The 22,965-nt window shown below is 71.5% G+C and carries 20 protein-coding genes; 5 read left to right on the top strand and 15 right to left on the bottom strand.

The genetic code is table 11. The annotated features are described in order from the left end of the window. Positions 1–24: 24 nt before the first annotated feature. The 7 genes from ACSP50_RS04210 to eno form a co-directional block, all read right to left on the bottom strand. Positions 25–777: a uracil-DNA glycosylase gene (locus ACSP50_RS04210; protein ID WP_052311499.1), complete on the bottom strand. Its 753-nt coding sequence runs from the start codon at positions 775–777 to the stop codon at positions 25–27. Positions 778–864: 87 nt separating this feature from the next. Further along, positions 865–1,491 carry a hypothetical protein gene (locus tag ACSP50_RS04205; protein ID WP_014687908.1) on the bottom strand — a complete coding sequence of 209 codons (627 nt, stop codon included), beginning with the start codon at positions 1,489–1,491 and terminating at the stop codon, positions 865–867. A gap of 283 nt (positions 1,492–1,774) precedes the next feature. Next, positions 1,775–2,686, bottom strand: a complete 912-nt coding sequence (locus ACSP50_RS04200) for a Ppx/GppA phosphatase family protein (protein WP_014687907.1) — start codon at positions 2,684–2,686, stop codon at positions 1,775–1,777. Next, positions 2,683–3,177 carry an amino-acid N-acetyltransferase gene (locus ACSP50_RS04195; protein WP_014687906.1) on the bottom strand — a complete coding sequence of 165 codons (495 nt, stop codon included), beginning with the start codon at positions 3,175–3,177 and terminating at the stop codon, positions 2,683–2,685. The genes ACSP50_RS04200 and ACSP50_RS04195 overlap by 4 nt, the downstream gene beginning before the upstream one ends. Next, positions 3,171–3,671, bottom strand: a complete 501-nt coding sequence (locus ACSP50_RS04190) for a DUF501 domain-containing protein (protein WP_014687905.1) — start codon at positions 3,669–3,671, stop codon at positions 3,171–3,173. The genes ACSP50_RS04195 and ACSP50_RS04190 overlap by 7 nt, the downstream gene beginning before the upstream one ends. Then, positions 3,671–4,270 (bottom strand): septum formation initiator family protein, encoded by a 600-nt coding sequence (locus ACSP50_RS04185; protein WP_014687904.1) that lies wholly within the window; start codon positions 4,268–4,270, stop codon positions 3,671–3,673. The genes ACSP50_RS04190 and ACSP50_RS04185 overlap by 1 nt, the downstream gene beginning before the upstream one ends. Before the next feature lie 76 nt (positions 4,271–4,346). Continuing rightward, positions 4,347–5,630, bottom strand: a complete 1,284-nt coding sequence (gene eno / locus ACSP50_RS04180; RefSeq protein WP_014687903.1) for a phosphopyruvate hydratase — start codon at positions 5,628–5,630, stop codon at positions 4,347–4,349. A 172-nt stretch (positions 5,631–5,802) separates the two neighbouring features. Between eno and ACSP50_RS04175 the strand changes: the two genes are divergently transcribed. Then, positions 5,803–6,432, top strand: a complete 630-nt coding sequence (locus tag ACSP50_RS04175) for a hypothetical protein (protein ID WP_014687902.1) — start codon at positions 5,803–5,805, stop codon at positions 6,430–6,432. A 129-nt stretch (positions 6,433–6,561) separates the two neighbouring features. Then, entirely contained in the window at positions 6,562–7,167 is a 606-nt protein-coding gene (locus ACSP50_RS04170) for a hypothetical protein (protein ID WP_080127716.1), read from the top strand. Positions 7,168–7,425: 258 nt separating this feature from the next. Here the strand turns inward: ACSP50_RS04170 and ACSP50_RS04165 are convergent, their stop codons facing one another. From ACSP50_RS04165 to mfd, 4 genes are read right to left on the bottom strand one after another with little or no spacing between them, the layout of a single operon-like run. Continuing rightward, positions 7,426–9,042 (bottom strand): DUF885 domain-containing protein, encoded by a 1,617-nt coding sequence (locus ACSP50_RS04165; protein WP_014687900.1) that lies wholly within the window; start codon positions 9,040–9,042, stop codon positions 7,426–7,428. Between the two features lie 10 nt (positions 9,043–9,052). After that, positions 9,053–10,012, bottom strand: coding sequence for a nucleoside triphosphate pyrophosphohydrolase (locus ACSP50_RS04160; protein ID WP_014687899.1), 960 nt, complete (start codon positions 10,010–10,012; stop codon positions 9,053–9,055). Then, entirely contained in the window at positions 10,009–10,692 is a 684-nt protein-coding gene (locus ACSP50_RS04155) for a hypothetical protein (RefSeq protein ID WP_014687898.1), read from the bottom strand. The genes ACSP50_RS04160 and ACSP50_RS04155 overlap by 4 nt, the downstream gene beginning before the upstream one ends. Positions 10,693–10,751: 59 nt before the next feature. Continuing rightward, positions 10,752–14,363, bottom strand: coding sequence for a transcription-repair coupling factor (gene mfd, locus ACSP50_RS04150; protein ID WP_014687897.1), 3,612 nt, complete (start codon positions 14,361–14,363; stop codon positions 10,752–10,754). A 184-nt stretch (positions 14,364–14,547) separates the two neighbouring features. Between mfd and ACSP50_RS04145 the strand changes: the two genes are divergently transcribed. Together ACSP50_RS04145 and ppc are read left to right on the top strand one after the other, a co-directional pair. Continuing rightward, positions 14,548–16,317 (top strand): enoyl-CoA hydratase-related protein, encoded by a 1,770-nt coding sequence (locus ACSP50_RS04145; RefSeq protein ID WP_014687896.1) that lies wholly within the window; start codon positions 14,548–14,550, stop codon positions 16,315–16,317. A gap of 143 nt (positions 16,318–16,460) precedes the next feature. Further along, the gene (gene ppc, locus ACSP50_RS04140; RefSeq protein WP_014687895.1) at positions 16,461–19,259 is read left to right on the top strand and encodes a phosphoenolpyruvate carboxylase; all 2,799 of its coding nucleotides are present in this window, start codon (positions 16,461–16,463) and stop codon (positions 19,257–19,259) included. Positions 19,260–19,769: 510 nt separating this feature from the next. Here the strand turns inward: ppc and ACSP50_RS04135 are convergent. The 4 genes from ACSP50_RS04135 to ACSP50_RS04120 all read right to left on the bottom strand — a co-directional run bounded on the left by ACSP50_RS04135 (position 19,770) and on the right by ACSP50_RS04120 (position 22,417). After that, positions 19,770–19,961, bottom strand: coding sequence for a hypothetical protein (locus tag ACSP50_RS04135; RefSeq protein ID WP_043510808.1), 192 nt, complete (start codon positions 19,959–19,961; stop codon positions 19,770–19,772). A 220-nt stretch (positions 19,962–20,181) separates the two neighbouring features. Then, the gene (locus ACSP50_RS04130) at positions 20,182–20,832 is read right to left on the bottom strand and encodes a hypothetical protein (RefSeq protein ID WP_014687894.1); all 651 of its coding nucleotides are present in this window, start codon (positions 20,830–20,832) and stop codon (positions 20,182–20,184) included. Between the two features lie 587 nt (positions 20,833–21,419). Continuing rightward, a complete protein-coding gene (locus tag ACSP50_RS04125; protein ID WP_014687893.1) occupies positions 21,420–22,049 on the bottom strand; it encodes a zinc-binding dehydrogenase in 630 nt (209 codons plus the stop codon). Positions 22,050–22,150: 101 nt separating this feature from the next. Continuing rightward, positions 22,151–22,417, bottom strand: a complete 267-nt coding sequence (locus tag ACSP50_RS04120) for an alcohol dehydrogenase catalytic domain-containing protein (RefSeq protein ID WP_157432761.1) — start codon at positions 22,415–22,417, stop codon at positions 22,151–22,153. A 53-nt stretch (positions 22,418–22,470) separates the two neighbouring features. Here ACSP50_RS04120 and ACSP50_RS04115 point away from each other — a divergent pair, with 53 nt between their 5' ends. Then, positions 22,471–22,815 (top strand): helix-turn-helix transcriptional regulator, encoded by a 345-nt coding sequence (locus ACSP50_RS04115; RefSeq protein WP_231956862.1) that lies wholly within the window; start codon positions 22,471–22,473, stop codon positions 22,813–22,815. Positions 22,816–22,965: the final 150 nt, after the last annotated feature.

The raw sequence follows: 22,965 nt of genomic DNA, 5'->3' as shown, positions 1-22,965 counted from the left end.
TGAGGCGACAAACAGACCTGCGCATCATGCCAGGCCCGCCAGATCCTTCGCACGCGCGAACACCGCGTCGAGCATGTCGGGGGTGAGCCGGCCGGTGAAAGTGTTCTGCTGGCTGACGTGGAAACACCCCAGCAGCGGGGGCACGCCGGGCAGATGCACCTCGGCGCCGTGGCCGAACCTCGGGCGTGGCACGGGGGGTGTCACCGCGTACGCCGATCTCATCGCCGGCCACCAGGCCGCCCAGGCGAAGGCACCCAACGTGACCACCACCTTCAGGGTGGGGGTGAGCAGCCGCAACTCGCGCTGGAACCAGGGGGCGCAGGTGTCGCGTTCGGCCGGGGTCGGCTTGTTGTCCGGCGGCGCGCAGCGCACCGCCGCGAAGATCCGGGTGTGCCGCAAGGTCAGGCCGTCGTCGGCGGCGACGCTGGTCGGCTGGTTGGCCAGACCGGCCCGGTGCAGGGCGGCGAAGAGGACGTCGCCGGAACGGTCGCCGGTGAAGATCCGGCCGGTGCGGTTGCCGCCGTGCGCCGCGGGTGCCAGGCCGAGGATGCCGATCGCGGCGTCCGCCGGGCCCCACCCGGGCACCGGGCGCCCCCAGTAGTGCTGGTCGCGGAACGCGGCGCGCTTGACCGTGGCCACCTCGGTCCGCCAGGCGACCAGCCGGGGGCAGGCGAAACAATCCGCGACGCGGGCATCGAGCACGGTCAGCGACGCGGCCCCGGCCGCCTGATCGACAACCGATTGCGGCGTACGCGGTGAGCTCTCCGACGGTTGCACCCGTTCAGCAGAGCATCCCGCGCCGGGAACGGCACCACCGGGGGCGACGACGCCACCCCCGGTGGGCTCGGTTCAGCGACCTCGGGCTCAGCCGTTGGCCTTGACGCACAGCAGGTACTTGTTCTTGGAGTCGGACGGGCTGGACAGGATCGCCGGGTCCTTGTCCTTCTCGGTGAAGTACTTGTCGCAGGCGGTGCTGTTCACGTCGTTGACGCCGTCGACCCGGCCGACCACGATGAACTTGGCGTCCGACTTCGAGCAGTCGACGATGTCGGCCTTGGTCTCGGTCTCCTTGTCGGACAGCTTGTCGTCGACCGAGATGCAGTTGCCGACCTTGGCGTCCTTGGTCGGGTCGCCGCTGAGCGCCTTGCTCACCCCGAAGCCGATGCCGAACTTGACCGCCGCGATGACGATCAGGACCACGATCGTGCCGAGAACACCCAGCAGCTTCTTGCCGAACGACTTCTTCGGGGCCGGCTGCGGGGCCGGGAAGGCGGCCGCGCCGGGCGGCGGGTAGGCGGACTCGCCCGGGGCACCGGCGTTCGGCGGCGGGTACGCACCGGGGGCGCCGGCGTTCGGGGGCGGGTAGGCAGCGGGGGCGCCGGGGTTCGGCGGCGGGTACGCACCGGGAGCGCCCGCGTTCGGCGGCGGGAACGCCGTGCCGGGCTGCTCGGCGGGCGCGCCGTACGGGTTCGGCTCAACCGGGTTGGACATCGATGCTTCCTTTCGCGGACGCCAAGCGTCCGTTCGCTGTGGCAGGCGAGGATAACCAGCCGCGGAAGCCTCACGCGACCCCGCCCACCTGCGGTTATCGGAAAACATCGAAGAGGTGCTGAGACTTTGCTGGGAATATCACGCAGGGTGCCGTCATAGCGACTTACGGGCGGCGAAAAGTAGCTGACAGGGCGGATCGGACCGGCCGTTCAGCCGACGGCCGCCCGCCGGCGGCATCGTTGCCCGCGGCCTCCGGCGCCGTCACACAGCCGTGCGGCCGGCGTCAGCCCGCCGCCAGGCCGAACGCGATGCCGTCGAGGATGTCGTGTTCGGAGGCGATCACCGTGTCATGGCCGGAACGCTCCATGATGGTCCGCATGATCAGCGCGCCGCCGCCGATCACGTCGGCCCGGCCCGGATGCATCACCGGCAGCGCCAGCCGCCGCTCCACGGTCATCCCGAGCAGTTCCCCGGTGACCCGGGTGACCGCCGCCCGGCTGACCGCACTGTGGTGGATCCGCGCCGAGTCGTACTCCGGCAGGTCGTGCGCCAGCGCCGCGACCGTGGCCACCGTCCCGGCCAGCCCGACCAGGGTGCGTGCCGCCCGGCCGCCGACCGCGGCCAGCGCGGTGTCCACCGCCACGGTGACCTCCCGCTGCGCCGCGGCCAACTCCTCCGCGGCCGGCGGATCGCCGTGCAGGTGCCGCTCGGTCATCCGGACGCAGCCGATGTCCATCGAGATGGCGCGCTCGACAGTGTCCGTGCCGGTGACGAACTCGGTGGAGCCGCCACCCAGGTCGACGACGAGATACGGGCCGGGCGCGGCGAGACCCTTGACCGCGCCGAGGAACGAGAGGGTGGCCTCCTCCTCCCCGGTGATCACCTCCGGGTCGATGCCGAGGACACCACGGACCATGGCGCGGAAGTCGCCGGCGTTCGACGCATCGCGCGAGGCGGAGGTGGCACACATGCGTACCGCGACGGCCTCCGATTTCTCGATGTCGGCGGCGTAGCCGGCGAGGGCGACCCGGGTCCGCTCGATCGCGGCGGGCGACAGCATGCCCGTCCGGTCGACGCCCTCGCCCAGCCGGACGATCTCCATCCGGCGGGTCACGTCGGTCAGCCGGTCACCGTCCACGTCGGCGATCAGCAGGCGGATCGCGTTCGTCCCGCAGTCGATCGCGGCGACCCTCATAGGTGCAGCAGCATTCTCGTGTTCCCCAGGGTGTTCGGCTTGACCCGCTCCAGGTCCAGGAATTCGGCGACGCCCTCGTCGTACGACCGCAGCAGCTGCTCGTAGACCGCGTGCGGAACCGGGGCCCCGTCGATCTCGGTGAAGCCGAACGAGCCGAAGAACCGGGTCTCGAAGGTGAGGCAGAAGACCCGTCGCACGCCCAGCTCGCGGGCCTGGTCGAGCAGCACGCCGACGATCCGGTGACCGATTCTCCGGCCCCGCTTGTCGGGGTGCACGGCGACCGTGCGGATCTCGGCCAGGTCCTCCCACATCACGTGCAGGGCGCCGCAGCCGGACACCGTGCCGTCCTCGTCGACCGCCACCCAGAACTCCTGGACGGACTCGTAGAGGGTGACCGTCGCCTTGCTGAGCAGCCGCCGATCCGTCGTGTACGTGTCGACCAGGTGCCGGATCGCCCGGACATCCCCGGTGCGGGCCCGGCGGATCAGCATTCGTCGCGCTTGACGCAGGGGCCGTCGACCCACCACGGCTCGACCGCGTCGCGCACCTCGTCGCCGAACGGGTTCACTCCGCGGCCCGCGGCAAGCGCGTGTCCCAGGTGGACGTGCAGGCACTTCACCCGGTCGGGCATGCCGCCGGCCGACACGCCGTGGATCTCCGGGACGTCGTCGATCGCCTGGCGGCGGTCCAGATAGTCACGGTGCGCCGCGGCGTAGTGGGCGGCCAGCTCCGGGTCGGTGCTCAGCCGCTCCTGCATGTCACGCATCACGCCGGCCGACTCCAGACGGGAGCAGGCGGCCGTGGCGTGCGGGCAGGTCAGGTAGTACATGGTGGGGAACGGCGTGCCGTCGTCCAGCCGGGGCGAGGTCTCCACCACGTCCGGGTTGCCGCACGGGCAGCGGTGCGCGACCGCGCGGGTGCCGCGGGGTGGGCGGCCCAGCTGGGCCGCCACGATGTCGAGGTCGGCGGGGGTTGGTGCATCCATCAGTTCGCGGGCTCCGCGTCGGCGGCTCGGACGCTGTTCCACAGCGTGTCGTACCAGCGGTCCGGGGCGGCCGCCGGGGCTTTCTGACCGGCGTCGTGCGCGGCGCCGGCCCGGTCCTCGATCACGAGCAGCGGTGCCTCACCCGGGCGCACGTAATACAGCTGCTTGCGCGCCTGGATCCGGATGTACTCGTTGTCGTTCCACTTCGCCAGCTCCGTCGCCGTGGCGGCGATCTGGTCGCGCTGCTCGGCCTGGGCCCGCTCCATCTGGGCGATCTGCGCCTCCTGCTGCAGATAGACCCGGATCGGGTAGGTGTAGGCCAGGGCCAGCACCACGAGGACCGCGAGCAGGACGGTTGCCCGGCTGGTCAGCGCACGCGGCCGGGGCGCGGCGGTGCGCGTGGCGGCCGGGCCGCCGGACTGCGAAGTACGCCGCGCGCCGGCCGGGCGCGCGCTGCGTGACGTGGGCACCCGGACGGTCGGGCGGGCCTCCACCCGGACCGGACCGGCGCCACGGGTGCGGGAAGCACCGGGACGGCCACTGGCGCCACCCGATCGGCGGGACGGGCCCTGACCGCTCGGCATGCGGCGCTGTGTCATCTTCACCCCTCCCCGCCCCGGATTGTGGCACCCTCCCGCGGTCGGGTGCCACCACCCATGATCTGTCGAGCGTGAGTTACGCGACCCGGTAACGCGGGAACGCGCCCGCACCGGCGTACCGCGCGGCGCTCTCCAGCTGCTCCTCGATGCGCAGGAGCTGGTTGTACTTCGCCACCCGGTCGGACCGGGCCGGCGCGCCGGTCTTGATCTGACCGGAGCCGACCGCGACCGCCAGGTCGGCGATCGTGGTGTCCTCGGTCTCACCGGAGCGGTGCGACATCATCGTCTTGAAACCGGCCCGGTGCGCCAGGTCCACGGCGTCCAGCGTCTCGGTCAGCGAACCGATCTGGTTCACCTTGACCAGCACCGCGTTACCGGCCGACTCGGCGATGCCGCGGGCGATGCGCTGCGGGTTGGTGACGAACAGGTCGTCGCCGACGATCTGGATCTTGTTGCCGAGCTGCTCGCTCATCGCGCTCCAGCCGGCCCAGTCGTCCTCGGCCAGCGGATCCTCGATGGAGACGATCGGGTAGTCGGCGGCGAGCTTCGCGTAGTAGGCGATCATCTCGTCGGTCGACTTCGGCGAGCCCTCGAAAACGTAGGACCCGTCCTTGTAGAACTCGGTGGCCGCGACGTCCATGGCCAGCACGATGTCGCTGCCCAGGGAGAAACCGGCGGCCTGGACCGCCTCGGCGATCAGGTCCAGCGCGGCGGCGTTGGCCGGCAGGTTCGGCGCGAAGCCACCCTCGTCACCCAGGCCGGTGGACAGGCCCTTCTTCTTCAGCACCGACTTCAGCGCGTGGTACACCTCGGCGCCGGTGCGCAGCGCCTCACGGAAGGTGGGGGCGCCGATCGGGGCGATCATGAACTCCTGCACGTCGACGTTGGAGTCGGCGTGCGCGCCACCGTTCACGATGTTCATCATCGGGACCGGCAGGACGGCGGCGTTCGGGCCACCGATGTAACGGAACAGCGGGAGCTCGGCGGAGAGCGCGGCGGCCTTGGCCACCGCCAGCGAGACGCCCAGGATCGCGTTGGCGCCCAGCTCCGACTTGGTGTCGGTGCCGTCCAGGTCGAGCATCTTCTGGTCGATCAGGCGCTGCTCGCTCGCCTCGTAACCGATCAGCTCGTCGGCGATCTTGTCCTCGATGTTGGCGACCGCCTTCTCGACACCCTTGCCGAGGTACCGGCCCTTGTCGCCGTCCCGCAGCTCGAGCGCCTCGAACGCGCCGGTGGAGGCGCCGGACGGAACCGCCGCGCGGCCGACCGTGCCGTCGTCCAGACCGACCTCGACCTCGACGGTCGGGTTGCCCCGGGAATCCAGGATCTCGCGGGCGACGATCGCTTCAATGGTGGCCATTTGTGGTGTCGCTCCCTAAGCGTTGTACGAATACCGTTTCGGTCCGCGACCCTGCGGGCCGACCACGCCCCTGAGCGTATCGAGCCCGCCCGCCGCACGTTCGCCCGGCCGGTCAACTTCACCGGCCGGTATGCCTCAAAACCTCGGTCCGCCTGCCGAAACAGGGGACACTATGAGCATCAGCGTGTTTCCAGAGGACGGCTCACGCGTCGAGATGGAGTCCGGGGGCGACATCCACCCGGGCGTCCGGGTCGTGGCCGGGTCGGCGGCCGGGGTGACCGTCTCCCTGCCGCAGGCCGGGGTGCCCCGGGCCGGCGCGACCGTGATCCTGCGCTGGCCGGCCACGCCCCGCGGCCGGTACGTGGTGTCCGCCACGGTCGCCGCGGCCGGTGAGAACCGGGTGGAACTCCGCCTGGCCGGCGAGCCGGAGATCGTGCAGAACCGGCTCTACGTGCGCGGCGGCGGCGGTGAGCCGGTGGTGATGACCCGGCCCGGGCACCCCGACGCGATCGGCTGGGTGCACGACATCAGCGAACGCTCGATCCGGGCGCACTTCACCGACGTGGAGGTGCGGCCCGGGCACGAGGTGGCGCTGCGCGTCCAACTCGGCGCCGACGTGGTGGAGATGCCCGCCACGGTGTGGAAGGCCAGCGCGATGCGGCAGCAGGTGCCGGTCCGCGGGCCGCTGTCGGTGGAGATGGTCGCCCTCTACGACCCGCCCGAGTCACAGGCGAAGATCATTCGGCGTTATGTCCTGCGTCACCAGCTGTTGATGCGCGCGAAAACCGCCGAGTCGGCCTGAACAATCGTTCATCGGACAATTGTCAAAAGCGTCGATCAATTGATCGGCGGATATCATTTGCATGTCGCGGCCGGGTGGGCCAGGGTGGTGATCGTGGCCCGCCGTCGTTTTGTGAATGGAATACTGGCCGTGGGCGTGCTGCTCGCCGGCACCGCCTGCACCGACCTCGACCAGGCCAGCGCCGCCGGGGTCGGCCCCGCCGACGCGGTCGCCCAGCTCGCCGCCCAGCTCGCCGACTCGGCCGACGCGACGTACACCGCGACCTACAGCCTGACCGGCGGCGACACCGCCACGGTGAGCCGGGCGCAGGATCCGCCACGGACCGCGTACCGCTGGCCCGGCGGCCGGCTCATCCTCACCGCAACCGGGACCACCCGGTGTGCGAAGGCGACCTGCGCGATCAGCGACCCCGGCGGGCCGGCCCCGGAGCCGCCGCCCGCCGCCGGTCTCATCAGCCCGGAAGGGGTGATGGCGATGCTGCGCTCCGCCGAGGCGGACCCGGCCCTGCGGATCACCCAGCGGGACACCACCCTGGCCGAGCGGCACGCATCCTGCCTGCAGATCGTCGGCTCGTTCGAGGTGTGCGTGGCCGGCGACGGGACGCTGGCCGCCTTCAAGGGCAACCTCGGCGGCCTCCGCGTCGAGATGACCCTCACCGACCTCACCTCGACCACCGCCGTCGCCGACTTCCGGCCCCCGCCCGGCGCCACCGTCACCGACCAACGCCCGAAGTAACCCCGCGCTCCGCAGACGCCCACCGCCCCGCAACCGTGTGCCGAGATCAGCCCCCGCGCGCCGACCGGGAACCCGCACCGCCCCGCAACCGCATCCGGCGGATCGGCCCTCGCATGCCCACCGCGAACCCGCACCGCCCCGCAACCGCATTCGGCGGATCGGCCCTCGCATGCCCACCGCGAACCCGCACCGCCCCGCAACCGCGCCCCAGGATCACCCCCGTGCCACCCATCGGGGCCGGCCCCGCGGCGGGCACCCCTACACCCCGAGCAACGCCCGCAGATGCCGCGGCGGCGGCGACCCGTGCGCCAGCATCGCGTCATGCCACGCCTTGGGCGTGGCCCCGAACGGCCGCAACGCCGCCAGCCCCGCCACCTCGGTGTATCCCACGAAGTAGGTGGACAGCTGGGTCGAGGTGAGCAGCGCCCGCCGCCATTTCCCGGCCGCCTCCCCCTCCTCCTGGAAGCCCCGCCCGGTCATCAGCGCCATCGCCTCGCCCTCGGCCAGGTCCTCGCAGTGCACCAGCTGGTCGATGATCGCGTTGAGACTCATCCGCAGCTGCATCTTGAGCTGCTGCAGTTTCACCGCGGGCCCGCCGAAGCCGAGCCCGACCATCATCTCCTCGGCGTAGACCGCCCAGCCCTCGACGAACGGTCCGGACCAGCCGAGCGCCCGCACCGGGCTGCTGCCCCGGAACCGCCGCGCGTGCGCCAACTGCAGGAAGTGCCCCGGCATCGCCTCGTGGACGGTCAGGTTGCGGATCATCTCGTTGTTGTATTCGCGGTAGAAGCTGCGGATCCGCTCGGGCGACCACCCGGCCGGCGCGGGCGCGATGCAGTAGAACGTGGGCACGTCCGCGGTCTCCAGCGGGCCGGGCGGGTCGCAGTAGGCCACCGCCACGCCGCGGGCGAACTCCGGCATCTCCTCGATCACGCACGGGTCGTCCACCAGCGACACCACGTCGTGGGCGCGGACGAACTCGGTGGCCTCGTCCATCGTGCTCTTGGCCAGCCCGAGGATGGTGGTGTTGTCGGGGTGCTGATCGGCGATGGTGTCCAGTGCGCGCCGCACGGTGTCGTCGGTGGGCTCGCCGCCGACCATCTCGGCCGCCAGCACGCGCAGCTCGGCGCCGACCCGATCGAGATTGGCCCGGGCCCGGGACAGCACCTCGGCCGCGGACAGCTCGGTGTCGAGGGTGTGCCAGAGCCGGGCCTCCCACAGCCGGCGGCCGAGCCGCGGGTCACGCCCCGACTCGCCGCTCTCCAGCCGCTTGCGCAGCCAGCCGTCGAACTCGGTGAGCGCGGCGACCGCGGCCGCGGCGACCGGCTCCACGGTGCCCCGCAGGCCGGGCTCCTGGGCGAGCAGGGCGGGCAGCTCGTCGCGGATCAGCCCGGCGGTGCCGGCGAACTGGCCGGCCGCGGTCTCGGCGTGGATCCGCGGCACGTCGTCGAGCACGGCCCGGGCGGTGGCCAGCGCGTCGGGCAGCGCGGCGAGCCGGCCGCGCAGGCTGGTCAGCCGCTCGGCGGGCGGCGCGAACGGGCGGGACAGCAGGCCGTGCAGGAGCGGGCCGGGGTTGTGCTCCAACGGGTTCCACTCGTGCTCGCGGACCTCGGTGAGCTCGAACAGCCCACGGTCCACCTGGGCGGTGAGGATCGCGTGGTCGACCTGCTCCTCCGGGTCGAGGGCGTCGGCGTCGATCGCGCTGAGCGCGTCGGCCGCGTCCCGCAGCATGGCGACCCGGCCGTCGACCGCGGTGGCGGAGAGGTCGGGCAGACGGTCGTCGAACCGATGGTCCCCCGCGTAGAGGGCCGTCACGGGATCGCTCTCCAGGAGAGAGTCGGCGATCCGCTCGGCAAGTGGCACAAACTCCGGCATGCCGAAAAACCTACTCGGGGGGTCCGACTTTTTCTGCCGCTCGCACCGCTTCGGCGTACGTCAAAACAGCCGCGCGCAGCTCCGCCTCCGGGTCGTGCCCGGCCGCGCGGGCCTCGGCGACCAGCCGCAGCAGCCCGGCGCCCAGCTCGTCACCGGCCGGCAGCGGCACGTCCACCCCGCCCCGGGCGGCCCGCTGCAGCACCTTCGCGGCCAGCGCCAGGGCCGGCTGACTCAGCGCCACACCGTCCAGCACGGACTCGCGCGCCTTCTCCTCGCGCTTGATCCGCTCCCAGTTGGCGGTGATCTCCTCGAGGTCCTCGACGGTCTCCCCGGCGAAGACGTGCGGGTTGCGCCGGACCATCTTCTCCACCAGGATCCCGGCCACGTCGTCGATGTTCCACGCGCGCCCGTCCGGCAGGTCCTCGGCGAGCCGGGCGTGCAGCACCACCTGCAGCAGCACGTCGCCCAGCTCCTCGCGCAGCTCGTGGTAATCCTCGCGCTCGATCGCGTCGTACGCCTCGTAGCTCTCCTCCAGCAGGTACGGCGCGAGCGTCCGGTGGGTCTGCGCCCGTTTCCACGGGTCGCCGCCGGGCGAGGCCAACCGGTCCATCACCGTGACCGCGTCGAGCAGGCGGGCGCCGGGCGGGTCCCACGAGCCGTACATCAGCTCCAGCTCGGCCAACCCGGGCTCGCGCGCCAGCCGCAGGCCGAGCTGTCGGGCGAACGGCTGGTCGCCGTGCGGCCCGGCGAGCCAGACCGCGAGCGGGGCCGCGCCGATCGCGTCGAGCAGCCCCTGCGCGTCGATGTCCAGCACGGTGACCGGCACCCCGGCCGCCCGCAGCGCCTCGGCCTGCGGCGACTCGGCGGCGGCGAAGACCGGGCCGGAGCGGACGGTGTCCCAGGCCTCGGCGGTCAGCAGCCCGGCCGGCAGCCGCGGCGAGGTGACCAGCAGAACGATGCGGGCGCTCAAGAGACGTCGGAGACCGGGAGGTGCGCCGGGTCGCCGAGCGGGGCGCCGACCATGCCGATGTTAGTCGTCTGGGACGGCTGGAAGGTGTACGTCACCAGCTCCAGCGGCTGATACCGCGGGTTGATCGTGACGTGCAGCGGCGCGGCCACCTCGGCGAGCTCGTTGCGCAGGCCGATGCCGGCCTGCACCCCGGCCTTGAGGTCCGCGTTGCTCAGCACCGAGCGGAACTGCTCCAGGCTGGTGCCCGGCGGGAGCGCCTTCTGCACCTCGGGACGCTGGTAGACATCGCGCAGATCGTCGTCGCTCAGCGTGGCCGGGCCGGTGATCTTCTGACTCACCGCCTGCTGCAGGGTGCCGTTGTCGACGATGAGGTGCAGGAGCTCGTTGTCCGCCGGCAGCCCGATCAGCTTGGCGTACTGGTCGTACGGCAGGTTGGCCGGCAGGGTCACCTGGTGGCGGGCCGCGAGCTGATCCAGCAACGGCCGGGCGACCAGCAGCCGGACGACCTCGGACCGCGGAATCGGCGTGGCGCCCGCACCGGCCCGGGCCCGCTGCGCCTCGTCCGCGATCCGCTCGACCTGCTTCTCGGTGATCCGGGTGTCCCCGACATAGGCGGCCACGGACGGCTCGGAGCGGCACGCGGACAGGCCGGCGACCGCCAGGGACGCGATGACGGCCATGGATGCGAATCGTCGGGTACGCAGCATGGTCAACACTGTCTCACGCGAAATGTGATCCGTCACACCCGGGCCGGGGCCGGCGCGTCACCGAGCACGTCCTTGAGCAGCTGGGCACACCACTGGAGCAGATCCTGGTCGCGCAGCGGCTCGCCGCCGACCCGCCGGGTCTGCGGCCGCGGCACGCTGACCTGGTCGTTCGCCGGCTTGTAGACCGAGTCCGGGTGGTACCGCTTGAGCCGCATCTGCTTGGAATCGGGCAGCGCGAGCGGGGCGAACCGCAGGTGCCTACCCTGCATCGACACGTCGGTCAGGCCGTACGCCCGGGCGAGCTGGCGGAACCGGGCCACCGCGATCAGGTTGACCACCGCGGCGGGCGGCTCGCCGTACCGGTCGGTCATCTCGGCGACGACCTCGTCCAGCCGGGCGTCGTCGCGGGCCTCGGCGAGTTTCCGGTACATCTCCAGGCGCAGCCGCTCGACCGCGATGTAGTCGGTGGGCAGGTGCGCGTCGATCGGCAGGTCGATCTTGACCTCGGGCTCCTCCTCGGGCCGCTCGCCCTTGAACGCGCTGACCGCCTCGCCGACCATCCGCACGTACAGGTCGAAGCCGACGCCCTCGATGTGGCCGGACTGCTCGCCGCCGAGCAGGTTGCCGGCGCCGCGGATCTCCAGGTCCTTCATCGCGACGTACATGCCGGCGCCGAGCTCGGTGTGCTGGGCGATGGTGGCCAGCCGCTCGTGGGCGTGCTCGGTGAGCGGCTTCTCCCGGGGGTAGAGGAAGTACGCGTACGCCCGCTCCCGCCCGCGGCCGACCCGGCCGCGGATCTGGTGCAGCTGGGCCAGGCCGAGCAGGTCGGCGCGCTCCAGGATCAGGGTGTTGGCGTTCGGGATGTCGATGCCGGACTCGACGATCGTGGTGCAGACCAGGACGTCGAACTCCTTCTCCCAGAAGCCGACCATGACCTTTTCCAGCTGCTCCTCGCTCATCTGGCCGTGCGCCACCGCGACCCGCGCCTCGGGCACCAGCTCGCGCAGCCGGCGGGCCGCCCGGTCGATCGACTCGACCCGGTTGTGCAGGTAGAACACCTGGCCGTCGCGGAGCAGCTCGCGGTGGATGGCGGCGGCGACCTGCTTGTCGTCGTACGCCCCGACGTAGGTGAGCACCGGGTGCCGCTCCTCCGGCGGGGTGGCGATGGTGGACATCTCCCGGATGCCGGTGATCGCCATCTCCAGGGTGCGCGGGATCGGGGTGGCCGACATGGTCAGTACGTCCACCGACGCGCGCAGCGCCTTGAGCTGCTCCTTGTGCTCGACGCCGAAGCGCTGCTCCTCGTCGACGATGATCAGGCCCAGATTCTTGAACCGGGTCGACTTGGACAGCAGCCGGTGCGTGCCGATCACGATGTCGGCGGTGCCGTCCGCGGCGTTCTCCAGGGTGAGTGCCGCCTCCTTGGGCGTCTGGAACCGGGACAGCTGCCTGATCTGCACCGGGAACTGGCTCATCCGCTCGGTGAACGTGTTGTAGTGCTGCTGGGCGAGCAGCGTGGTGGGCACCAGCACGGCCACCTGCTTGCCGTCCTGGACCGCCTTGAACGCGGCGCGCACCGCGATCTCGGTCTTGCCGTAGCCGACGTCGCCGCAGATCAGCCTGTCCATCGGCGTCTGCAACTCCATGTCGTGCTTGACCTCGATGATCGCGGCCATCTGGTCGGGCGTCTCGGTGTACGGGAAGGCGTCCTCCAACTCGCGCTGCCACGGCGTGTCCGGGCCGAAGGAGTGGCCCTTGGAGGCCTGCCGCGCCGCGTACAACTGGATCAGCTGGGCGGCGATCTCCTTGACCGCCTTCTTGGCGCGGGCCTTGCTCTTCTGCCAGTCGGCGCCGCCCATCTTGTGCAGCGTGGGCTGCTCACCGCCGACGTAGCGGGACAGCTGGTCCAGCTGGTCGGTGGGGACGTAGAGCCGGTCGCCGGGCTGGCCGCGCTTGGACGCGGCGTACTCGATCACGAGGTACTCCCGGTCGGCGCCGTTGACCGTGCGCTGGACCAGCTCGATGTAGCGGCCGATGCCGTGCTGCTCGTGCACCACGAAGTCGCCCATCTTGAGTTCCAGCGGGTCGATCGTGTTGCGCCGGCGGGCCGGCATCTTGCGCATGTCCTTGGTGGAGGCGCCGCGCCCGCCGGAGATGTCGTTGCCGGTGATCACCGCGAGCCGGGACGCCTCGTCGACGAAGCCGTGGTTCAGCCCGCCGCAGGTGACCAGCAGCTGGCCGTCGGCGATCGGGGTGGCGATCGAGTCGACCGGGGTGACCCCGAGGCCCGCGTCCCGGAGCAGCTCGGTGGCCCGCTGGGCGGTCCCCTTGCCCTCGAAGACCAGCGCGACCGCCCAGCCCGCGGCGGACCAGCCGGCCAGGTCGGCGGCCAGCCGCTCGGTGTCGCCGTGGTAGAGCGGGACCGGCTGAGCGGCCAGCGCCACCGCGTCACCGGTGTCCGGCGAGACCTCGACCGTCCCGGCGTCCTCCCACGGGAGCGCGGCGGCCGGCTCGTCGGCGGTGGCCAGGCCGAACGGCGAGAGCGTCCACCACGGCTGGTGCAGGACGGCGGCGTGGGCCCGCACGTCGGCGAGGGTCTTGAAGGCGACCGCACCCACGTCGATCGGCGCCTCACCGCCGACCGCGGCCGCGGCCCAGGAGGCCTCCAGGAACTCGTCGGAGGTGCGGGTGAGGTCGTGTGCCCGGGTGCGGATCCGCTCCGGGTCGCAGAGCAGCACGTGGGTGCCGGCCGGCATGCAGTCGATCAGCAGCTCCATGCTGTCGGTGCCGTCCAGCAGCGCCGGCGCCAGCGACTCCATGCCCTCGACCGGGATGCCCTCGGCCAGCCGGTCGAGAATCTCGGCGAGCTCCGGGTGCCGGGTGGCGAGCAGCGCCGCCTTCTCCCGGACCGCGGGGGTGAGCAGCAACTCCCGGCAGGGCGGCGCCCACAGCCGCTCGACCTGCTCGATGGTGCGCTGGTCGGCGACCGCGAAGGTACGGATCTCCTCCACCTCGTCGCCCCAGAACTCGACCCGGGACGGATGCTCGTCGGTCGGCGGGAAGACGTCCAGGATGCCGCCGCGGACCGCGAACTCGCCGCGCTTGGTCACCAGGTCGACCCGGGCGTACGCCATGTCGGAGAGCCGCCGCGCGACCCCCTCCAGCTCCGCCTCCCGCCCGGTGACCAGCTCCACCGGCTCCAGGTCGCCGAGGCCCTTGAGCTGCGGCTGCAGCAGCGAGCGGACCGGCGCCACGACCACCTGCAGCGGCTGGTCACCGGGGTGGGCCAGGCGGCGCAGCACGGCCAGCCGCCGGCCGACCGTGTCGGACCGGGGCGACAGCCGCTCGTGCGGCAGCGTCTCCCACGACGGGTAGACCGCCACCCGGCCCGGCTCGATCAGGCAGCCCAGCGCGTCGGCCAGGTCGTCGGCCTCGCGCGAGGTGGCGGTGACCGCGAGCACCGGCCGCTGCGCCCCGCCGGCGTCGGCCGGACCGGCCACGGTGGCCACCACGAACGGCCGCAGCGAGACCGGCGCGGTCAGATCCATCGAGTCCGAGTCGACGAAGCCCTTACGGGCCAGGTCACGGGCCCGGGCGAGGCCGCGGTCGCGCAGGGCGGCCGGGATGAGTCCGGCGAGTTGCATGACGAGAAACCCCCCGAGGGCACGACGAACCACCCCGGACGCCCCAACGGGGGCGGGGTGATGCGAACAGCTTAGTCCGACCCACCGACACTCCCGGCGGCACGCGTGGTATCGCACAGCACGTCCGACGTACCGCCGCCGGCCGGTGCACAGACTTCAGCCGGGACAGGTTAGGGGAGGCACCGTGCGCATCCTGCTGCTAGTCAGCGCTTTCAACGGCTTGAGTCAGCGGGTCTGGTGCGCGTTGCGCGACGCCGGACACCAGGTGGGTGTGCTGCTGGCGGGCAGTGAGCAGCAGATCGCCGACGGGGTCCGGGCCGCCGACCCGGAGCTGATCCTCTGCCCGTTCCTCAAGGACCGGGTCCCCGCCGAGGTGTGGCAGCGCCGGCCCACGGTGATCCTGCATCCCGGCCCGGTCGGCGACCGCGGCCCCTCCTCGCTGGACTGGGCGATCAGCGAGGGGGCCCGCACCTGGGGCGTGACCGCGCTGCAGGCGGTCGAGGAGCTGGACGCCGGACCGATCTGGGCGAGCCGCACCTTCGACGTGCCGGCCGCCCCGCCGCGCAAGTCGGCGCTCTACACCGGGCCGGTCTCGGACGCCGCCCTGGAGTGCGCGCTCGAGGTGGTGACGAAAGCGGCCGACCCGTCGTTCAGCCCGGTCCCGGCATCCGTCGCGGCTCCCCGGCCGATGATGCGGCAGAGCGACCGGTCGTTCGACTGGGGCGACGCCACCGACGCGATCCTGCGCCGGATCCGGGCCGCGGACGGCTCGCCGGGGGTGTTGACCGAGGTGGGCGGGCTACCCGCGTACGCCTATGACGCCCATCGCGGAGCGGCCCGCGGCGCCCGGCCGGGAGCCCTGCTCAGCCGCCGTCAAGGGGCGGTGCTCGTCGCCACCGGCGACGGCAGCCTGTGGATCGGCCACCTGCGACCGGCCGGCCCCGGCGGGATCAAGGTGCCGGCCACCACGGCGCTCGGCGAGCGGCTGCGCGGCGTGCCGAACTCGCCGCTGGAGGCGCACGCCCAGCCGGAGGCGCCGGCCGCCTACCGGCAGGTCCGCTACCGACGCACCGGGGCGATCGGCTGGCTGCACTTCGACTTCTACAACGGCGCGATGGCGCCCGGGCACTGCCGCCGGCTGCTCGCCGCGCTGCGACACGCGGCCGCCCAGGACACCCGGGTGCTGGTGCTGCGCGGCGGGACCGAGGCGTTCAGCAACGGCATCCACCTCAACGTGATCGAGGCCGCACCCGACCCGGCGGCCGCCGCCTGGGCCAACATCCGGGCGATCAACCAGGTGTGCCGGGAGATCATCGGGTGCACCCGGCAGCTGGTGGTGGCCGCCTACGCGGGCAGCGCGGGGGCCGGCGGGGTGATGCTCGGCCTGGGCGCCGACGTGGTCGCGGCCCGCGACGGGATCGTGCTCAACCCGTACTACGACATCGGTCTGTACGGCTCGGAACTGCACACCTACACGCTGCCCCGGCGGGTCGGCGCGGACCGGGCGCAGCGGCTGATCGACGAGAAGCTGCCGCTCAGCACGGCGCAGGCGGTCCGGATCGGGCTCATCGACGAGGTCGGCCCGCGCCACCCGGAGGCGTACTCGCAGTGGCTGACCCTGCTCGCCGAACGCCACTCGGACGCCCGCAGCGCCCGGAAACGCCGGGCCGCCAAAGCACGCCGGCTGGCCGGGGAGCGCATCCCGCTCGACGTGTACGAGACCCGCGAGCTGGCCGAGATGAGCCGGGACATCTACACCGACCGGTCCGGCTTCGCCGCCGCCCGGCAGGCGTTCGTGCGCAAGGCCCGGCCGGACGGCACGCCGCGCCGGCTGCTGCTCGCCGGCAACGCCGGACCGGCCCTGCCCGGGCGCCAGCGGACCGGCAACAGCGGCCCGGCCGGCGAGCGGCGGGCGCCGATCACGGTGCGCCCGGCGGTGCCGGTCTCGGCCTGACCGCCGCAGGTCGGGCCGACGGTGGCCGCCTGAACGACCGTGAGACTCTTGACTCAATTCACCCCCGCGCCGGGGGACGCCGATACGATCGGCGAAGTCGGGACAGCGCCGTCCTGGAGCCATCCGAGCGAAGGAGCGCCCCGATGACAGAGCTGCCCGCCCATCTCGACGAGCGAGAGGGGCCCGACGCCGAGCTCCGTGCCGACATCCGCCGGATCGGCACCCTGCTCGGGCAGACCCTGGCCCGCCAGGAAGGCCGGCCGCTGCTCGACCTGGTCGAGGAGATCCGCGCCCTGGTCCGCCAGGACGTGCCGGCCGCCGCCGAGCGGCTCGCCGCGATGGACATCACCACCGGCACCAAGCTGGCCCGGGCCTTCTCCACCTACTTCCACCTGGCCAACATCACCGAACAGGTGCACCGCGCCCGCGACCTGCGGCGCCGCCGGGCCAAGGACGGCGGCTGGCTGGACCAGGCCGCCAAGCGGATCGCCGAGCGGGGCGTCCCGGCCGACGAGATCGCCTCGGCCGCCCGCCGGCTCGCGGTCCGCCCGGTCTTCACCGCCCACCCGACCGAGGCGTCGCGCCGGTCGATCCTGTCGAAGCTGCGCCAGGTCGCCGACTCGCTGGACGCCGAGTCGGCCGCCGCCGCGCTCTACGGCGACACCGACACCACGCAGTCCACCAAGCGGTTCGCCGAGCTGATCGACCTGCTCTGGCAGACCGACGAGCTGCGTCTCGACCGGCCGGACCCGACCGACGAGGCCCGCAACGCGGTCTACTACCTCAAGGACCTGTACGCCGAGGCTGCCCCGCAGGTCCTCGACGACCTGGCCGAGACGCTGCGCCGGCTGGGTGTGGAGACCGCGCCCACGTCCCGCCCGCTGACCTTCGGCTCGTGGATCGGCGGCGACCGCGACGGCAACCCGTTCGTCACCCCCGCGGTCACCGCCGCCGTGCTGCTCATCCAGCACGAGCACGGCATTCAGGCCACCGAGAAGGTGATGGACAAGCTGATCGAGGAGCTGTCCGTCTCCCGCCGGCTGCGCGGGGTCTCCCTCGACCTGTCCGCCAGCCTCGCCCAGGACCTGGACAACCTGCCCGAGGTCGCCGACCGGTTCCGCCGGGTCAACGCCGAGGAGCCGTACCGGCTCAAGGTCCGGGCGATCAAGGCGAAGCTGGCCAACACCCGGTCCCGGCTGCAGCACGGCACCCCGCACGTGGCCGGCCGCGATTACCTGGGCAGCGACGAGCTGATCGCCGACCTGGAACTGATGCGCGCCTCGCTGGCCCGCAACTCCGGCCAGCTGCCCGCGGTCGGCGTGGTCGCCACCGCGATCCGCCAGGCGTCCGCGTTCGGCCTGCAGCTGGCCACCCTCGACGTGCGCGAGCACGCCGAGAAGCACCACGAGGTGCTCCAGCAGATGTACACGCAGGTCGGCGAGGTCGAGGACTACGCCGCCCTGGACCGCACCGAGCGCACCAAGCTGCTCGCCGCCGAACTGACCGGGCGCCGGCCGCTGTCCAGCGCCGACACCCCGCTGACCGACTCGGCGCGCAAGACCTTCGACGTGTTCAACACGATCCGCGAGTCGCAGGAGCGGTTCGGGGCGGACGTCATCGAGACGTACATCATCTCGATGACGCTGGGCGTCGACGACGTGCTCGCCGCGGCCGTGCTGGCCCGCGAGGCCGGCCTGGTCGACATCCACACCGGCCGGGCCCGGGTCAACATCGTGCCGCTGCTGGAGACCCCGGCCGAACTGGACGCCGGCGGCGACCTGCTCGACGAGATGCTGTCGCTGCCCGCCTACCGGGCGATCGTCCGGGCCCGCGGCGACGTGCAGGAGGTCATGCTCGGCTACTCGGACTCCAACAAGGAGGCCGGGATCACCACCAGCCAGTGGCGCATCCACAAGGCGCAGCGCTCGCTGCGTGACGTGGCCGCCCGGCACGGCGTCCGGCTGCGCCTGTTCCACGGCCGCGGCGGCACCGTCGGCCGCGGCGGCGGCCCCACCCACGAGGCGATCCTGGCCCAGCCGTACGGCACCCTCGACGGCGCGATCAAGGTCACCGAGCAGGGTGAGGTGATCTCCGACAAGTACACCGTGCCCGCCCTGGCCCGGGAGAACCTGGAGCTCACCACGGCCGCCGTGCTGCAGGCCACCCTGCTGCACACCACGCTGTCGGTCGACCCGGTCCGCCTCGAGGTGTGGGACGCGACCATGGACACCACCTCGGAAGCGGCGTTCGCCGCCTACCGCCGGCTGGTGGAGAACCCGGACCTGCCCGCCTACTTCTGGGCGGCCACCCCCACCGAACTGCTCGGCGCGCTCAACATCGGCTCCCGCCCCGCGAAACGCCCCAACGCCGACGCCGGCCTGGGCGGCCTGCGCGCCATCCCGTGGGTGTTCGGCTGGACCCAGACCCGGCAGATCGTCCCCGGCTGGTTCGGCGTCGGCACCGGCCTGGCCGCCGCCCGCAAGGCCGGCCTCGGCGACGTGCTCACCGAGATGCACGACAACTGGCAGTTCTTCCGCACCTTCCTGTCGAACGTCGCGATGATGCTGGCCAAGACCGACCTGTCGATCGCCCGCCGCTACGTCGAGACACTCGTCCCGGAGGAACTGCACCCGATCTTCGCCACCATCGAAGCCGAATACGACCGCACCGTCCAGGAGGTCCTCGCCATCACCGGCGAGCCCCGCATCCTGGCGGCGCAGCCGGAACTCTCCCGCACCCTCGGCGTCCGCGACACGTACCTGGAGCCGCTGCACCACCTCCAGGTCGCCCTGCTCCGCCAGTACCGCGACCTGAGCGACGCGGCCCGCCAGATGCCGACCGCGCCGGGCGCCCGCCGCGGCCCGTCGGACTCGACGGCGTTGGAACGCGCCCTGCTCACCACGGTCAACGGCATCGCCGCCGGCATGCGCAACACCGGCTGATTGTCGACCGCAACGGCCCGGGAGCGCGCTCCCGAGCCGTTGCGGTCGCTTTTCCGTGCGGCGCAATCAGGCACTTTTGTTTGGTTGCTTTTGTCACGGCTCGGAACTCGGGTCAAAGTCTTTTTTACGCAGGTCCAGCGGGGTACAGATCGCATGCTCCCGCGCGGGCCGGGCCACGGTGATCTGGCCGCTGCGCGTCCACAACGATCACCGCGGCCCTTCACTGCCCGCCGGTGGTCCCGGAGATCAAAAACAACGGGGCGCCAGCTCGCCATCCGATCCCCGCCGCCCAACCCAGCACACCCGGTCCGTGACCGCGGCACCCGCAACGACACCCTGGCCTGAAACCGCAGCAGCGGCAACGACACCCTGCTCCCGCCCGAACGGCTCCAGCGAACCCCAGACGCCTCAAACCGCCTATAGCCACCCAGACCAGGCGAACCAGGTGGCTACGTTCGCGAGTTTGGGGCTCTGACGCAAGAAGCGTGATTGATCTTGAGTGGCTGCATCTCAGCGGCGATCCGTGATGGCTGCCTCGAGGCGCAGGCCGACGCCGACGGTTACCAGCATCCCGGCGAAGACGTAGCCCTTAGCTGGCGTGCTGTCGGTCGCAAGGCCAACGATAGTGATCAAGAAGCCAGTGACCAGGGCAATGGTCCCGAGGATCCGGGCAGTGTCGACTCGTCGTTCTCGCACATCCATAGACGGCACCGTACGGGTGCGACCAGTGTGTCCTTTGCCATTGAGGTGTGTCCGCGTGTCAACGGACTCTGTCTCGGAAGAGGTTTGTGCCACTCAAGTTTGTCTGCAGCGACGCGACTCCCAGGGTGGTTCATATCGCGTGAGGTACTCGCGAGCGCACGGCAGCGGTCCTGCCAGTACTGAAGCGTTGTCACGGGCCCGTACGCTCGAAGCCGGATCATTATGGCCGGGTATTTTCCTCGCGGGTGTTGTCCGCCCAGCCGAGCACCCCGATGGCCCCACACTTCGCCGCGACTGCCGTCGCCTCGTCGAGCAGTCGCTCGGCTTCGTCTGAACGACCGTCCCGATAGGCCAGGTCCGCCAGCGCTACCAGCCCGGCCGCTACCCCCGCCGGGAAATCGAGCTCCCGGCGGAGCGCTACCGACTCCTCCAACAGGAGGCGTGCCGTGGCGTGATCCCCGGCCATGCCCGCCGCGAAGCCCAGGTGCCGCACCGCGTAGGACAGTGTCAGCCGATTGTCGGTCGCCCGGGCCAGGGCTGCAGAGCGCTGCAGGTGCGGGTGCGCCGCATCCCCGTCCTGGCGCACAACCTGGAGGAAACAACCCAGCCAGAACTCCGCCTCGGCCAGCGCGTGGTCGTCGCCGAGCGAGGCGTATAGCTCGGCGGCCCGCTCGAAGGCGACCAACTCGCGCGGGTCCTCCCGGCGGTCACGGAGGAACGCCGCGTGCAGAACCCGGCCCCGCGCCAACGCCAGGGCAGCTTCGAGGCTGTCTAACTGCTCGGTCGCGGCCGGTACCGCGTCAGGATCGCCGTTGAAGGTGGCGGCGTGGAAAAGCTCAGCTGCTCGTTGGAGTCTGGGATCTTGCGACATTGCCCCAAGCTAGCGCGAGCTCGCGCGGCCGTGGCGCCCGTCGATGCATGCAGCAGGCCCGCTGGGTCGCGCCGGAGGCTGGACGTGCAGGTAGCGGCAGTCGTCCTCGGTCAACGGGAATCTAAACGGGCACCGGGTGGCGCTACATCGCGACGTTAACGGCCGGCGACCGGCAGACAAACATGACTGGCAAAACCCTCGGCGGGACAACTTCGCTGGCACGCGGACACACTTCGTTGGCAAAGGACACAGTGAGCGGCGCATCGGGACTTATCGATCACACTTCTTGCGCCAGAAGCGAGTTTGGGAACCAGATGTTCCCGACTTCCGGCGCCGCTCTGCCAGGATCGCGTGCCGGAATGTTGGTGAGAACCGGCGCCACTAGCGGATCTTGACCATCGAGGGTGTCGACGGTCATCCGCCACGCCCGCTCACCCTGCGTACCAACGATTACGAGGCTACTCAGAGCGCGACGCGCGGATCCGGCTCCTCCCGGTGTCATCCAAGACGTGGGTCTGTATCGAGTAACAGACCCGGCGAAGGGCCGGACTCATCTCCGATCGCGTCAGCAACGTGTCTCTTCCGATTCAGCGCTGAAGCTCGAGGAGGCCGACGATGTACTTGCCGGTGCCGGTGCCCTCGGCGAGGGCTTGCTGCGCATTCGCGGCGGCTTCCAGGCCGTGCAGCACGGTGACTTCTGTGCTGGCCTGTCCCGCGGTGAGGAGGTCGAGCGCGACGCGCAGCGCAGAGGTGACCATGTGCGGCGCCCGGGCGGACAGTGCGGCGAGGCTGAAGCCACCGATGGAGGCATTGCGCGCGTAGAGCGAAGCGGTAGCCGGTAGCGCACCCAGTTGTGCGCCGGAGGCGTTGCCGAACAGGATGATTCGGCCGCTAGGGGCGAGCAGTTCGAGATCCTGATCCAGGAAGGCGGTGCCCTGAGGGTCCAGCACGACGTCGACGCCTCGATCGCTGAGTTCGGCGTGGACCTGGGCCGCGAAGGTGTCGCCGCGCACGAGTACGTCGGGATAGCCCGCGCGATGCGCGGCCTCGATCCGGGAAGGTGCGCCGACGACGCCGATCAGGCGCGCACCGCTGGTTGCACGTACGACGTCGGCGAAGGCGCGGCCGATCGCGCCGGCGGCGCTGTGCACCAGTACGACGTCAGCGGCGCGGACTCTCGCCAGGTGGTCGTGAAGAAGCACTGCGGTGGTCAGCACCCCGGGTGCGATGACCGCATCAGCGAGGTTCAGCCCGGCGGGAACGGATGCAGTCAACGCGGCATCAGCCGTTGCGACTTCCGCGAGGCCGCCCTCATTGGTCAGCGCGACGACCCGGTCTCCCAGGCGTGGACATGTGACGCCGGGTCCGAGCTCGACACGGTTCCGGAGACTTCGAGGCCCGGGGTGAACGGCCACCTCGGCGCATACCCCGGGTCGCCGCGCCGGGCCATGACGTCCTTGAAATTGATTCCGGCGAAGGCGACCTCGATGGACACCTGCCCCCGGCCGGGCGTCGGGCGGTCGATGTTCGCTACCCGGGTCGCGCTGGTGTCGGGAGCTGGGCGGTCGAACACGAGAGCTTGCACGGCTACCATCTCTTTCGAAGGTCGTCGAAAGTTACGACCAGAGCCTACCTTCGATGACTGTCGAAAGAGAAGTCATGCCCGTCACGCCGCGCCCCCCACTGGTCCACCCCGACATCGACGACGTAGAACTGGTCGCTGTGCTGCACGCGCTGGCCGATCCAACCCGGCTCACGATCGTGCGGACGTTGCGTGGCGAACGGGAACGCGCCTGCGGCACATTCCCCGTTCGCGTCGCGCCCTCGACGCTGAGCCACCACTTCCGAGTGCTGCGGGAAGCCGGCGTCATCCGCCAGCGTGAGGACGGCAACCGCCGTTGGGCGATGCTGCGCTTGGCCGAGCTCGACGCCCGTTTCCCCAGCCTGATCGACATCGTGCTCGCATCGGCCACCAGAGGCTGACCAGCCTTCAGACCATCCGTTCATGTCGCAGACAGGGCGTGCCTTGGCTCCGATGCCCGTCACTGTACGTATGCGGTATACCCGGCCATCGACACGTGACCGGGTCCAACCGAGAGGTGGGGCCCCAACTCGCGAACATCGCAATGGGTG

This window comes from Actinoplanes sp. SE50/110 (assembly GCF_900119315.1).
Taxonomy (GTDB): Bacteria; Actinomycetota; Actinomycetes; order Mycobacteriales; family Micromonosporaceae; genus Actinoplanes.
This window is presented reverse-complemented; position numbering and strand designations above follow the sequence as displayed.